This window comes from Enterobacter cloacae complex sp. 2024EL-00227 (assembly GCF_043945315.1).
GTDB lineage: Bacteria > Pseudomonadota > Gammaproteobacteria > Enterobacterales > Enterobacteriaceae > Enterobacter > Enterobacter roggenkampii.
On sequence record NZ_JBIMQP010000001.1, the window covers coordinates 20,194 to 34,717 of the forward strand.

General features: G+C 56.8%; 11 protein-coding genes. 5 read left to right on the forward strand and 6 right to left on the reverse strand.

The features are described from left to right. Positions 1-60 precede the first annotated feature (60 nt). A complete protein-coding gene (locus tag ACHH0Z_RS00090; RefSeq protein ID WP_031275105.1) occupies positions 61-2,301 on the forward strand; it encodes an EAL domain-containing protein in 2,241 nt (746 codons plus the stop codon). 4 nt (positions 2,302-2,305) lie between these two features. Here the strand turns inward: ACHH0Z_RS00090 and ppx are convergent, their stop codons facing one another. From ppx to purM, 4 genes are all read right to left on the reverse strand, one after another. Further along, the gene (gene ppx / locus ACHH0Z_RS00095) at positions 2,306-3,844 is read right to left on the reverse strand and encodes an exopolyphosphatase (protein ID WP_008501646.1); all 1,539 of its coding nucleotides are present in this window, start codon (positions 3,842-3,844) and stop codon (positions 2,306-2,308) included. A 3-nt stretch (positions 3,845-3,847) separates the two neighbouring features. After that, positions 3,848-5,908 carry a polyphosphate kinase 1 gene (gene ppk1 / locus ACHH0Z_RS00100; protein WP_008501645.1) on the reverse strand — a complete coding sequence of 687 codons (2,061 nt, stop codon included), beginning with the start codon at positions 5,906-5,908 and terminating at the stop codon, positions 3,848-3,850. A 204-nt stretch (positions 5,909-6,112) separates the two neighbouring features. Next, on the reverse strand, positions 6,113-6,754 hold the full coding sequence (gene purN / locus ACHH0Z_RS00105) for a phosphoribosylglycinamide formyltransferase (protein WP_045351567.1): 642 nt from the start codon (positions 6,752-6,754) through the stop codon (positions 6,113-6,115). After that, on the reverse strand, positions 6,751-7,788 hold the full coding sequence (purM, locus tag ACHH0Z_RS00110; protein WP_045406087.1) for a phosphoribosylformylglycinamidine cyclo-ligase: 1,038 nt from the start codon (positions 7,786-7,788) through the stop codon (positions 6,751-6,753). Before purM ends, purN begins: the two co-directional genes overlap by 4 nt. 266 nt (positions 7,789-8,054) lie before the next feature. On the opposite strand from purM, the gene ACHH0Z_RS00115 reads away from it, so the two are divergent. The 4 genes from ACHH0Z_RS00115 (at position 8,055) to ACHH0Z_RS00130 (ending at position 12,509) form a co-directional block, all read left to right on the forward strand. Then, positions 8,055-9,485: a 6-phospho-beta-glucosidase gene (locus ACHH0Z_RS00115; protein WP_008501642.1), complete on the forward strand. Its 1,431-nt coding sequence runs from the start codon at positions 8,055-8,057 to the stop codon at positions 9,483-9,485. Positions 9,486-9,709: 224 nt separating this feature from the next. Then, positions 9,710-10,336 carry a uracil phosphoribosyltransferase gene (gene upp / locus ACHH0Z_RS00120; protein ID WP_008501641.1) on the forward strand — a complete coding sequence of 209 codons (627 nt, stop codon included), beginning with the start codon at positions 9,710-9,712 and terminating at the stop codon, positions 10,334-10,336. 86 nt (positions 10,337-10,422) lie between these two features. After that, positions 10,423-11,712 (forward strand): uracil permease, encoded by a 1,290-nt coding sequence (uraA, locus tag ACHH0Z_RS00125; protein WP_023294266.1) that lies wholly within the window; start codon positions 10,423-10,425, stop codon positions 11,710-11,712. Positions 11,713-11,807: 95 nt separating this feature from the next. Next, entirely contained in the window at positions 11,808-12,509 is a 702-nt protein-coding gene (locus ACHH0Z_RS00130) for a DnaA inactivator Hda (protein WP_213014348.1), read from the forward strand. Positions 12,510-12,593: 84 nt separating this feature from the next. Here ACHH0Z_RS00130 and arsC read toward each other — a convergent pair whose 3' ends face one another. Then, positions 12,594-12,950 carry an arsenate reductase (glutaredoxin) gene (arsC, locus tag ACHH0Z_RS00135; protein WP_008501638.1) on the reverse strand — a complete coding sequence of 119 codons (357 nt, stop codon included), beginning with the start codon at positions 12,948-12,950 and terminating at the stop codon, positions 12,594-12,596. Between the two features lie 18 nt (positions 12,951-12,968). Next, on the reverse strand, positions 12,969-14,432 hold the full coding sequence (bepA, locus tag ACHH0Z_RS00140) for a beta-barrel assembly-enhancing protease (protein ID WP_021241809.1): 1,464 nt from the start codon (positions 14,430-14,432) through the stop codon (positions 12,969-12,971). Between the last annotated feature and the right edge of the window lie 92 nt (positions 14,433-14,524).

Genomic DNA, 14,524 nt, shown 5'->3' on the forward strand with positions numbered 1-14,524 from the left:
TCAGGTTGGATGCCTGTCTTTATCTTCCCTTTGGAGAAAAAGGGGTTTAACCGGGCATCTATGAAGATTTTCGCTTTTCTGAAAAACAATAAATACCGTTGGTGGGCATTGCCGCTACTATTACCGGTGGTTTTGCTTCCCGTGCTGAGCGTGGCAAATACGTTCACGCAGCTGGGGGACGGTATCGCGGCGCTTTATTATTTACCGCTCTCCTTTTTGCTCTCGCTGATGATGTTCTTTGGCCTGGAAGCCCTTCCCGGGATCGTGTTGTCGCTGTTTATCCGCTATTACCCGTCGGTCGGGATGTTCGAAACGGTTGCCGGGGTGCTCCATTTTATTGTCCCTTTAGTCCTCAGCTGGGGCGGCTACCGGGTGTTTGCGCCCAGACGCAATATGACGGCGTACGGCGACATCCGGCTGATGGCGCAGCGCATCTTCTGGCAGGTCATCTGCCCCGCGACGCTGTTTCTGGTGCTGTTTCAGTTTGCGGTGTATCTGGGCGTGTATGAGAGTCGCCAGAGCCTCGCGGGGTTGAACCCTCTTAACATTCGTACGCTCATTAACTACCAGGCGCTGCTGGTCAGCGGGCTGACGGGCGTGCCGTTGAGCTATCTGCTGATCCGCCTGATCCGTCATCCGCGCTATATCAAAAGTCTTCTCTCGCAGATCCGTTTCCAGATAGATAAAAAGGTGACGGCCGCGGAGTTTTTGCTGTGGGCGATTGCGCTTGGCGGGCTGCTGTCGCTGCTGCTGCTCCCGATAAATGAAAACAGCTCCATCTTCACCACTAACTATACCCTGTCGCTGCTGATGCCGGTGATGCTCTGGGGCGCGATGCGTTTTGGCTATAAGCTGATTTCGCTGATCTGGACCCCGATACTGCTGGTGTCCATTCACTATTTTTACCGCTATATCCCAGTGAACGCGGGGTACGATATTCAGCTGGCGATCACCTCTTCCAGTTACCTGGTCTTTTCGTTTGTGGTGATTTATATGTCGATGCTGGCGACCCGGCAGCGCGCCGTGAACAAACACGCCCGCAGGCTGGCACTGCTCGATCCGGTTGTCCATATGCCTAACCTGCGGGCGCTGTCGCGCGATCTGGCGAAGAATCCGTGGTCGGCGCTCTGCCTGCTGCGCATTCCGGAGCTGGAAATTCTGGGCCGAAATTACGGCGTGCAGCTGCGTATTCAGTACAAACAGCAGCTGGCGCAGTGGGTTAACGCTACGCTCCAGCCCAATGAGCAGGTGTATCACCTCACCGGATATGACATGGCGGTGCGGCTCAACGCGGAATCGCACCAGCAGCGGATTGACGCCCTGGACGAGCATATCAAGCAGTTCCGCTTTGTCTGGGACGGCATGCCGCTGCAGCCGCAGGTTGGCGTAAGCTACTGCTATGTCCGGTCCCCGGTTAACCATCTTTATCTGGTGCTGGGGGAGCTGGCGGTGGTGGCCGATCTGTCACTCTCCTCTAATCACCCGGAAAATCTTCAGCAGCGCGGTGCCGTCCATTTGCAGCGCAGCCTGAAGGATAAAGTCGCGATGATGAGCCGCCTGCAGAAGGCGCTCGACAACGACGAATTCATCCTGCTGGTTCAACCCGTTCGCGGCCTGCGTGGCGATTGCTATCACGAAGTCCTGCTGCGGATGCCGGACACCAATGGGATACTGATCTCCCCCGATCAGTTCCTGCCTGTCGCGCAGGAGTTTGGTTTGTCCTCTCGGGTGGATCTGTGGGTGCTTGAGCATACGCTGCGCTTCCTGGCCGCGCATCGGGAAAGACTGCCCGGCCAGCGCTTTGCTATTAATCTGGCGCCTTCAACAGTGTGCCGGGTGCAGTTCCCGCTTGAGGTGAGCCGCGTGCTGGCGAAATACGCTATTGAGCCGTGGCAGCTGATCTTTGAAGTGACGGAGTGCAGCAACTTCTGCAACGCGGAGCAGGCGCTGCATATCCTCAGTCAGCTGCAGAAAATGGGGGTACGCATTGCGATTGATGATTTTGGTACCGGCTATGCAAGCTACGCGCGGCTAAAAAGCGTGGACGCAGATATTCTTAAAATCGACGGCGACTTCATCCGCAATATCGTCAACAACAGCCTGGATTATCAGATTGTGGCGTCTATCTGCCATCTGGCGCGCATGAAGAAGATGCTGGTGGTGGCGGAATATGTCGAGACCGAAGAGATACGTAGCGCGGTTCACGCGCTAGGTATCGATTATGTGCAGGGCTATCTGATTGGCAGACCGGCACCGCTTGAGTCACTGCTGGAAACAGAGGCGTCCTGCGCGGACGCCTGAACCGTTATGCGGCGACGTCGGCGCTCTCTTCCTCGATTTTGAGCAGCCAGCCGGTGACCGCTTCCCAGTACTGCTGCTCCTTTTCCAGGTCCAGCAGGACCAGCGCGTTCTGGCTGAACCAGTCGTGCGGGAAGCTCAGCGTCCAGTGATGGTCGTCGGTTTTCAGCTTCAGCGTGGGCGGCGTGGTGGTCGCCTGACGCTGGTTATTGAGCAGCACGCCCAGACGCAGGAGCTGAATCAGCGGCAGGAACTGCTTTTTCTTAAACAGCGTGAAGCGCGGCAGGTCGTCGAGCTTGATGGCTTTGCGGTGATAGCGCACCAGGGTCGCCATCATGGTTTGCTGCTCCTGGTTGAAGCCAGGCAGATCGCTGTTTTGCAAAATATAGGCCGAATGGCGGTGCATCCCGCTATGGTTGATATTCAGACCCACCTCATGGAGCATCGCGGCCCATTTTAACAGCGCGGCAAGCTGCGGGTGCGCGAGCTTCGGATTCTGCTCTTCCCACTGTTCATACATCTGCACCGTGGTGTCCAGCACGCGCTTCGCCTGCTCGCGGTCGATGTTGTACTGGTTGGCCAGGCTTTGCGCGGTGCGGCTGCGAATATCCTGATGGCGGAAGCGGCCTTCCATTTCGTACAGCACGCCTTCGCGCAGCGCGCCGTCGGAAAGGCGCAGCTCTTTAATGGCCAGCGCATCAAACACGCCGCAGAGAATGGCCAGCCCCGGCACGAAGACCGCCTTACGCTCGTCGGAAAGCCCCGGCAGGCTTAAGGCGTCAAAACTTTTATGCTTCAGCACTTCGTCGGTCAGTAGCGTCAGGCGTTCGGGCGTGATGAACCCATCTTTTTCACCCATTGCCAGCAGCACTTCATGCGCCGCCTTGATGGTGCCCGACGCGCCCAGCGCGACGTTCCAGCCCTGAATGCGGTACTGCCAGGCCAGGTTTTCCAGCTTCTGGACTGCCGCCATACGCGCACGCTGGAAGTTCTCGCGGGTGATGGTGCCGCCCGGGAAATACATCTGCGCGAAGCTGACGCAGCCCATACGGCGGCTTTCCACCAGGCGAGGCTCAAAGTCTTCGCCGATCACAAGCTCCGTAGAACCGCCGCCGATGTCGATCACCAGCTTGCGCCCTTTTTCCGGCTGGGTGTGCTCGACGCCCATGAAAATCAGACGCGCTTCCTCGTTACCGGAGATGATCTCAATCGGGTAGGGGATCACCTTTTCGGCCCGCTTGAGAAACTCTGGCGCGTTCAGCGCCTGGCGCAGGGTGTGGGTGCCCACGATGCATACGCTGGAGGGCGAGAAGCCCTGCAGGCGTTCAGCAAACAGCGACAGGCAGTTTAACCCGCGCTCCATCGCCTCTTCGCTGAGCATGCTGCGTTCATCAAGGCCATCCGCCAGGTGTACGCGCTGCTTCAGACGACCGATGATCTGCAGCGCGCCATCCACCTCACGGGCGATGACCATGTGGAAACTGTTAGAGCCAAGATCGACCGCGGCGAATTCCTGCGGGCGTGGGGTCTTATCATTTATCGGCATAGGTTAATCGGGTTGCTCGAGTGATTTGATATAGTCGTAAATCGCCAGTTGCGACCGCACTTTACGGCGGTTGCCGCGCGGTACATAGCGGTTACTGAGTTCTTTGTCGATATAGCGCGCCTTCACCGTATCGCTGAACAGGATCTCGATAATGTCGAGAATACGCTGTTTCAGACGCGGATCCAGCAGCGGGGTTGCGACTTCAATTCGGTAGTCAATATTGCGCGTCATCCAGTCTGCCGAAGAGAGATAGACCTGTTTGTCGCCTGCATTATCGAAAATATAGACCCGATCGTGTTCCAGGTAACGGTCAACAATGCTGATCACCCGAATATTATCGCTGATGCCTTCCAGTTCCGGGATCAGCGAGCACATGCCGCGGATCAGCAGGTTAACCGGTACGCCAGAGCTGGACGCGGCGTACAGCCTGTCCACCAGTCCTTTGTCGACCAGATTGTTAAGCTTCAGGGTGATGCCGGACGACAGTCCTTTCTGGGCATTGGCAATCTCTTTATCAATCATATCGTACAGCAGACGGCGCGAGTTCTGCGGCGAGACCAGCAGATAGTCGAAGCTGACAGGGCGGTACGGGTTCTCAATGAAGTTAAAGACCCGGCGTACCTCGTTGGTGATGCGCGCATCGGCGGTCAGCAGCGAGTAGTCGGTATAAATTCGCGCCGTTTTCTCGTTAAAGTTCCCGGTACCGATGTGGGCATAGCGCACCACGTCGTCGCCCTCTTTACGGGAGATCAGGAACAGCTTGGCGTGAATTTTCAGACCCGGCGCGGAGAAGATCACGTGCACGCCCGCTTCCGTCAGACGGCGCGCCCAGTGAATGTTCGCCTCTTCGTCGAATCGCGCCTGCAGCTCAACCACCACGGTCACTTTTTTGCCGTTGTGCGCGGCGTGGATCATCGCATCGATGATCCGGGAATCTTTTGCCACGCGGTAGATGTTGATTTTGATCGCCAGCACGCTCGGGTCGAACGAGGCCTGTCGCAGCAGCTCCAGCACGTGTTCAAACGTGTGATACGGATAGTAGAGCAGAACATCGCGCTCGCGAATGGCGTCGAACCCGTTGCGGAATTTATCAAACCACAGATGGCGCAGGCGCGGCAGCGGCTTGTTCACCAGATTGGCCTTGCCGACGTTCGGGAAGCCAATGAAGTCTTTAAAGTTGTGGTAACGGCCGCCCGGCACGATGGAGTCATAGCGCGAAATGGTCAGCTTCTCGCGCAGCATTTCTACCATGGCGTCCGGCATATCGCGCTGATAAACAAAGCGCACCGGCTCGGCCGTCAGGCGTTGTTTCAGGCTGGAGGACATCAGCTCCATCAGGCTGGCCTCCATCTCGTGCACCAGGTCATATTCGGCGTCACGGGTCATCTTCATCGAGTAGGCGTTTAACGCATCGTAATCGAAGAAGCCTTTGAAAATGTCGTCGAGACAGTAGCGCAGGATGTTGTCCAGCAGTATCATCGGCTTGCGTCTGCGCGGGGTTTCAGGCGGCAGGTTCACGAAGCGCGGGACCTTGTCGGACGGGATCTCCAGCAGCGCGTAGCGAATGGATTCACCGCGAATAATTTCTACGGCCAGATAGGTGTAGTCATCTTTCAGGAACTGCACCAGATCGGTTTCGCGGTTGATGAGAATCGGGGTAATGTGCTGGCGCAGGTACTGTTTAAAATAGTGGCGCAGCCAGTTTTGTTGGTTAACGGAAAGCTGACGTTCGTTAATCAGGAAGATTTGATTGCGCGCCATCTCCAGCAGCAGTTCGTTATACAGGCCGTCAAATTCCTGATCGGCTTTCAACACGCGGGACTGGATTTTGCCCAGCAGATGCCGCGAGTGAGAGTTTAAGCCCTGTTCTTCACTGATGATGATCCGTCTTTTCAGCTCGGCAAAGCGAACCTTGTAGAACTCATCCAGGTTGTTGGAATAGATGCCCAAAAAACGCATGCGTTCGATCAGCGGGTTACTTTTGTCAGCCGCTTCCTGGAGTACACGTTCGTTAAATGCTAACCAGCTTAGCTCTTTCTCGATATATAACTTTTCCTGACCCATTACAGCTCACACTCCAGTTCAATCACAGGACGTGGTAAATCCGTCTCGTCCTTATTATGGCGAGCATTTCCACGATATGTCCAACAGTGCCAGAAAAGTATGACAGTTATTTTTTTTGTTGGGGAATTTAGAAGGTTGGAGAAGGGAATATCGGGTAATGCAAGGTAGATGTCGGGTAAGCGCGGCGCCACCCGACATAACAAACTACTCTTCCGCCGCATGGCCCTGCGGGGGTAACTTCACGCCATCCAGCCAGGCAGCGCCGTCGCGCATTTCGAGACGCCCGTCGACAAACCAGCTTACCACCAGCGGGTAAATGGCGTGTTCCTGGGTCTGCACGCGTTCGGTCACGTCTTCTTCGCTGTCGCCGTTAAAGACCGGGACTTTGGCCTGCAGGATCACCGGACCGCCGTCCAGCTCGTCGGTAACGAAATGCACGGAGGTGCCGTGCTCCTCATCGCCGTTTTCCAGAACCTGACGATGGGTGTGCAGGCCGGGATATTTCGGCAGAAGAGAAGGGTGAATATTCAGCAGACGTCCGGCGTAGTGCGCAACAAAAGCCGGGCTCAGAATGCGCATATAGCCCGCCAGCACCACGACGTCCGGTGCGTAGGCATCAATCTCCTGAACCAGCTCGCGGTCAAAGGCTTCACGCCCGGCGAACTGACTGGCTTCCAGCGCGTGCGCGGGAATGTTCGCTTCCCGCGCGCGCTCAAGGCCGAACGCGTCGGCCTTGTTGCTGAATACTGCCCGAATGGTGCCGTTGATTTTCTTCTGTTTGCAGGCGTCAATGATGGCCTGCAAATTGCTTCCGTTGCCGGAAATGAGCACCACGATGTTTTTCATTCAATGACCACACGCTGTTTGGAATCGGAGGCTTTAATCGTACCGATTTTCCACGCGTTTTCACCTTTTTCGGTCAGCAGTTTAACCGCTTTATCCGCTTCGCTTGCCGGCAGGGCGATAACCATGCCCACGCCGCAGTTAAAGGTGCGGTACATTTCGTGAGAGCTCACGTTGCCTGCGGTCTGCAGCCAGTTAAACACGGCTGGCCACTGCCATGAGGATTCGTCGATTACGGCCTGGGTGTTGTCCGGCAGCACGCGCGGGATGTTTTCCCAGAAGCCGCCGCCGGTCAGGTGGGCGATAGCGTGCACGTCAACGTTCTCAATCAGTTCCAGCACGTTTTTCACGTAGATGCGGGTTGGCGCCAGCAGGTGGTCTGCCAGCGGTTTACCGTCAAGCTCGGTGGTCAGCGGGTCGCAGCCGCTCACTTCGAGAATTTTACGCACCAGAGAGTAGCCGTTGGAGTGCGGGCCGCTGGAGGCCAGCGCGATCAGCACGTCACCATCCGCCACTTTGCTGCCGTCGATAATTTCTGATTTTTCTACTACGCCGACGCAGAAGCCCGCGACGTCATAATCTTCGCCGTGATACATACCCGGCATTTCAGCGGTTTCGCCGCCGACCAGCGCACAGCCGGACTGCAGACAGCCTTCGGCGATACCGTTAATGACGCTGGCCGCGGTATCCACGTCCAGTTTGCCGGTCGCGTAGTAATCGAGGAAGAACAGCGGCTCTGCGCCCTGAACCACAAGGTCATTCACACACATCGCGACCAGATCGATACCGATCGTGTCGTGACGTTTTAAATCCATCGCCAGGCGCAGCTTGGTGCCTACACCGTCAGTACCCGAGACCAGAACAGGTTCACGATATTTTTGCGGCAGCGCGCACAGTGCGCCGAATCCACCCAGACCACCCATCACTTCCGGGCGGCGGGTTTTTTTCACCACACCTTTGATTCGGTCAACCAGCGCATTACCTGCGTCAATATCAACACCGGCATCTTTGTAGCTGAGAGAAGTTTTGTTGGTCACGGCTCAAGTCCCCACGCGATTGCATAGCTAGTAAGAAAAATCGGCGCAATTCTAACAGTCCAGGCAAACGTTTGCGAGCCTATTCTCGGTGCGGGGATCTTTTTTTCTCTCTGGCTTATGCAGGGCGACAAACTTGACTCTGTTCACGAAAATGAAACCGGTTTCGGCGTTCTGCTTGCAACGGCTATCCCCTTTGCACATCATCAAACTGAAACCGGTTTCTGTAATTGTTTTTGCAGAAAATAACGCAGAATGAGGGAAAGCAAATGTCAGGATTTAAAGCAGATTTTCTGTGGGGTGGTGCCGTTGCGGCGCATCAGCTTGAGGGCGGCTGGAAAGAGGGCGGCAAGGGCGTTAGCGTTGCCGATGTGATGACGGCGGGCGCGCACGGCGTACCGCGCGAAATCACCAACGGCGTGCTTGAGGGGAAAAATTACCCTAACCATGAAGCCATCGATTTCTACCACCGCTATAAAGAAGACATCAAACTCTTTGCTGAGATGGGGTTCAAATGCTTCCGTACCTCCATCGCCTGGACGCGTATCTTCCCGAAAGGTGACGAGCTTGAGCCGAACGAGGCCGGTCTGAAATTCTATGACGATCTGTTCGACGAGTGCCTGAAGTACGGCATCGAACCGGTGATTACGCTTTCCCACTTCGAGATGCCTTTCCACCTGGTCACGGAATACGGCGGCTGGCGCAACCGTAAGCTGATCGACTTCTTTGTGCGTTTTGCAAAAGTGGTTTTCCAGCGCTATCAGCATAAAGTGAAGTACTGGATGACCTTTAACGAGATCAACAACCAGGCCAACTTCCATGAAGACTTTGCGCCGTTTACCAACTCCGGGCTGAAGTACGCGCCGGGTGAAGATCGTGAGCCGGTGATGTTCCAGGCCGCGCACTATGAACTGGTGGCCAGCGCCCTGGCGGTGAAGGCGGGGCGCGAGATTAACCCGTCCCTGCAGATCGGCTGCATGATTGCCATGTGCCCCATCTACCCGCTAACCTGCGCGCCGGACGATATGATGATGGCGATGAACGCCATGCACCGCCGCTACTGGTTCACCGACGTGCACGTGCGCGGCAAGTACCCGCAGCATCTGCTCAACTACTTTGAACGTCGCGGCTTCGCGCTGGATATCACCGAAGAGGATAAAGTCGCGCTGACGCAGGGCTGCGTGGATTACATCGGGTTTAGCTATTATATGTCCTTCGCCACCAAGGCGACGGCGGACAACCCGCAGCTGGACTATGACGAGAGCAAGAGCCTGGTCTCTAACCCGTACGTGCAGAAATCTGACTGGGGCTGGCAGATTGACCCGGTGGGGCTGCGCTACTCCCTCAACTGGTTCTGGGATCACTACCAGCTGCCGCTGTTTATCGTTGAAAACGGCTTTGGCGCAATCGACGTGCAGGAGAGCGACGGCACGGTGAACGACCAGTACCGTATTGACTACCTGGCCGCCCACATCCGCGAGATGAAAAAAGCGGTGGTGGAAGATGGCGTAGACCTGATGGGTTACACCCCGTGGGGCTGTATCGACCTCGTATCTGCCGGTACCGGTGAAATGAAAAAACGCTACGGCTTTATCTTTGTCGATAAAGACAATGAAGGCAACGGCACGCTGAACCGCAGCAAGAAAAAGTCGTTCGACTGGTATAAGCAGGTGATTGCGAGCAACGGCGAGCAGCTATAATTGCCCGGTGGCGCTGCGCTTACCGGGCCTACGGGACGTGTAGGCCGGGTAAGCGTTAGCGCCACCCGGCAGAACCCGCACCCAAGCCGGAGTCTCGCCTCCGGTTTTTTTGTCTCTAAATCACTTTGCTTGATATACGTCAAGCAACATGGGTATGGCGCAATCCGAAAAAAGCGGTATAATCCCGCGATTTTTTTGCGGATGCCATTCAGAGGAGAAAGAGAATGAAGATTGTGGAAGTGAAACACCCACTCGTTAAACACAAGTTGGGCCTGATGCGTGAGCATGACATCAGCACGAAGCGTTTTCGCGAACTGGCCTCTGAAGTCGGCAGCCTGCTGACTTACGAAGCGACCTCCGATCTGGAGACAGAAAAAGTCACCATCGAAGGCTGGAACGGCCCGGTGCAGGTTGAGCAGATCAAAGGTAAGAAAATTACCGTTGTGCCAATCCTGCGTGCCGGTCTCGGCATGATGGAAGGCGTGCTGGAGCATGTGCCAAGCGCGCGCATCAGCGTGGTGGGGATCTACCGTAACGAAGAAACCCTCGAGCCGGTTCCTTACTTCCAGAAGCTGGTGTCCAACATCGACGAGCGTATGGCGCTGGTGGTTGACCCGATGCTGGCAACCGGCGGTTCAATGATTGCCACTATCGACCTGCTGAAAAAAGCGGGCTGCAGCAGCATTAAAGTGCTGGTGCTGGTTGCGGCACCGGAAGGGATCGCGGCACTGGAAAAAGCGCACCCGGACGTTGAGCTGTATACCGCCTCTATCGACCAGGGCCTGAACGAGCACGGGTACATCATCCCGGGGCTCGGCGATGCCGGCGATAAGATCTTTGGTACGAAATAATCGAATAACGATAAATAAGCCGACTTTGATAGTCGGCTTTTTTTTGAATAAAACACCAACAACGATACTACTCAGAGGAAAACACTATGACGCGCCGTGCTATCGGGGTGAGTGAAAGACCGCCGCTTTTACAGACTATCCCGCTTAGTTTGCAGCACCTGTTCGCCATGTTTGGCGCAACCGTGCTGGTGCCAATCCTGTTCCACATTAACCCGGCTACCGTACTGCTGTTCAACGGCATCGGTACGCTGCTGTATCTCTTTATCTGTAAAGGCAAAATCCCGGCGTATCTCGGGTCGAGCTTCGCCTTTATCTCTCCGGTGTTATTGTTGCTGCCGCTGGGTTATGAGGTCGCGCTGGGCGGCTTTATCATGTGTGGCGTGCTGTTCTGCCTGGTCTCCTTCATCGTGAAGAAAGCCGGTACCGGCTGGCTGGACGTGATGTTCCCCCCTGCGGCGATGGGCGCCATCGTGGCCGTCATCGGTCTTGAGCTGGCGGGCGTGGCGGCGAACATGGCCGGCCTGCTGCCAGCAGACGGCCAGTCGCCGGATTCCAAAACCATTATCATCTCGCTGGTGACCCTGGGCGTAACGGTCTTTGGTTCCGTGCTGTTCCGCGGCTTTATGGCGATTATCCCGATCCTGATCGGCGTGCTGGCGGGCTATGCGCTCTCCTTTATGATGGGCGTGGTGGATACCACCCCGATCGCGCAGGCGCACTGGTTCGCGCTGCCTACCTTCTATACGCCGCGCTTCGAATGGTTTGCGATTTTCACCATTCTGCCTGCGGCGCTGGTGGTGATTGCAGAGCACGTCGGCCACCTGGTGGTGACGGCAAACATTGTCAAACGTGACCTGATCCGCGACCCGGGCCTGCACCGTTCCATGTTTGCGAACGGTTTCTCCACCATCATTTCCGGTTTCTTTGGGTCTACGCCAAACACCACCTACGGTGAAAATATCGGCGTGATGGCGATTACCCGCGTCTACAGTACCTGGGTTATCGGCGGCGCGGCGATCATCGCCATTCTGCTCTCCTGCGTCGGCAAGCTGGCGGCAGCGATTCAGATCATCCCGGTGCCGGTGATGGGCGGCGTGTCTCTGCTGCTGTACGGGGTCATCGGTGCCTCCGGTATTCGCGTGCTGATTGAATCCAAAGTGGATTACAGCAAAGCGCAGAACCTGATCCTGACGTCGGTGATCCTGATTATCGGCGTGAGCGGCGCGAAGGTGCACATCGGGGCGGCCGAGCTGAAAGGCATGGCGCTGGCGACCATCGTCGGCGTGGGCCTGAGCCTCATTTTCAAGCTGATCTCCGTGATCCGCCCGGAAGAGGTGGTGCTGGACGCTGACGAAAGCGAAAAAGCGTCACAGTGATCCTTTAACCGGGCGGACGATCCGCCCGGTTCTCTCCTTGCAGGTTCCGTGTTAAACTCCATGCCGATTTTATGTCAGATCTGGTTGAGGTACTTCTGAACGGACCGGCACAGCTCTCTCTGCCACTCTATCTCCCTGACGACGAAACGTTTGCAAGTTTCTGGCCGGGTGATAACCCCTCTTTACTGGCTGCACTGCAAAACGTGCTGCGTCAGGAACACAGCGGATACATCTATATCTGGTCACGCGAAGGTGCGGGGCGCAGCCATCTGCTGCATGCCGCCTGTGCGGAGCTTTCGGCGCGCGGTGATGCGGTAGGCTACGTGCCGCTGGATAAACGAACCTGGTTTGTCCCTGACGTGCTGGAGGGGATGGAACATCTCTCCCTGGTCTGCATCGATAACATCGAATGCGTGGCGGGGGATGAGCCGTGGGAAATGGCGATCTTTAACCTCTACAACCGCATTCTGGAATCGGGCAAAACCCGGCTGCTGATCACCGGCGATCGCCCGCCTCGGCAGCTGAATCTGGGCCTGCCGGATCTGGCGTCTCGCCTGGACTGGGGACAAATCTACAAGCTCCAGCCGCTGTCGGATGAAGATAAGCTTCAGGCGCTACAGCTGCGTGCAAAGCAGCGTGGGTTTGAGCTGCCGGAAGACGTGGGCCGTTTCCTGCTGAAGCGGCTGGACCGCGAAATGCGCACGCTGTTCGACACGCTGGATCAGCTCGATCGCGCCTCGATTACCGCCCAGCGCAAGCTGACCATTCCGTTTGTGAAAGATATTCTGAAGCTATAGTTGTGCCGGGTGCCGGCTGCGCCTTACCCGGCCTACATATGGTACCCGTAGGCCCGGTAAGCGCAGCGCCACCGGGCGAAACCATCAGAGGATCTCGAGCACGTCTTCCGGCGGGCGTCCAATGCGCGCCTGGCCGTTCGCCACCACAATCGGGCGCTCAATCAGCTTTGGATTTTCAACCATCGCCTGTATCAGCCGATCCTCGGAGAGACGGTCGTCATTCAGGTTAAGCGACGTATACAGATCTTCTTTCTTGCGCATCAGATCCCGTGCACTGCCCATGCCCAGCATATGCAGCAGCTGGCGGAGGGTTTGCGCGTCCGGTGGGGTGTCGAGGTACAGCACCACCTCCGGCTCCACGCCGTTAGACTTCAACAGGCTCAGGGTATCGCGGCTCTTGGAGCAGCGCGGGTTGTGATAAATTTTTACGGCGTCGGTCATGACGTGAATTCTCCTTGATTACATCTTCTCGTACGGCTTGAAGCGCTGCTGCAGGCCGCGAAGCTGATCGATACGCGCGTCGTATCGGGCCTGCTGGAGGCTGCCGAGTTTGACCTGCGAGCTGGCGCTGCTGAGCGCGGAAATGGCCTGATCGAGGCGGCCCACCAGGGCAAAGCCTTCGGCACGCGCCGCGAGCTCCTGGTCGCGGTTGCCAAGCTGGGCTTCCGCCTGAGCGAGCAGATCCCAGCCGTTTTGATCGTCTTTATTGTTAAAGGTGTAACGGTTCAGGATGGTCGCCGCTTCACCCGGCTGGCCGCCCTGCAGGTAAGCGTTCGCCAGGTTAAGCTGCAGCACCGGGTTGGTGCGGACGTCTTTCGCCCCTTTCAGGCGGTTAATCGCATCGGCAGGCTTCTTCTGTCCCAGATCGATATCCGTCGACAGATCGAGATACCACGGGTTGTTCGGGTCGGCAGCCAGAAGCGGTTGCAGCGCTTTACGCGCCTCGTCGTATTTGCTGGCTTCCATCGCCTGGAGCGCCTGACCATACTGCGCGGCGTTTTTCTCACGCACGTTGCCTTTCGCCAGGGCATCCAGCAGGTCGCTGGTGAGCTGGTTACGCCCGGAATTGTACATCCCCAGCGTTCTCACTTTCGCCATGTAGAAATCCTGCGAAGACTGGACCACGACCGGGCGCATCTGGTTGGCACGGTTACGCGCGTCCGACAGACGGCTCTCAGGCAGCGGGTGCGTGAGCAAAATTTCCGGTGGACGGGAAGAATAACGCGCCTGATCGAGCAGTTTTTCGAGGAAGCTCGGCATGGCCTGCGGGTCAAAGCCTGAGCGCTGTAACACCTGGATGCCGATACGGTCCGCTTCCTGCTCGTTTTGTTGGGTAAAGCTGATCATCCCCTGGCGCGTCCCGGCCAGCGTACCGGTCAGCGCCGCCATCCCGGCCTGCGGGCTGGCCATCGCCAGCAGAATGGAACCCAGTGCGCCCACCCAGGTGAGGGGAGCGTTACGTTTCTGGTCTTCCATCGCACGCGCCAGGTGCCGCTGGGTGACGTGCGAAATTTCGTGCGCCATGACCGAGGCCAGCTGGCTTTCGTTGTCCGAATAACGGAATAACGCCGAATGCAGCACCACGTTACCGCCAAAGAAGGCGAAGGCGTTGATTTCGTCATTATTGATTAAATAGAAATGGAAGGGGGTTTTTACCGAGTCGGCGTGCGCCACCAGGCGCATTCCCAGCCCGTTTATGTACTGTACCAGCAAAGGGTCGTTAATCAGCGGGGCGCTGCCGCGCAGCTGGCGGACATAGTAGTCGCCCATTTGCATCTCTTGCCCAATAGAGAGCGTGCTTCCTGCCGTGGTGCCCATGTCCGGCAATGTATCGGACGAGTCAGCAAAAGCGGGCAACACCTGACCGACCGTCACCGCGGCAATCAGTGTTGCAACCAGTGTTTTTCTCAACTGCCTGAACATAACCACTGTCCTGTATGTTAGATGTGCTAGTTTGACCGATGAACCGGCATATCGTTCATCTCTGCTGCCCTGCGAGTGTAGCCGTGTTGTAG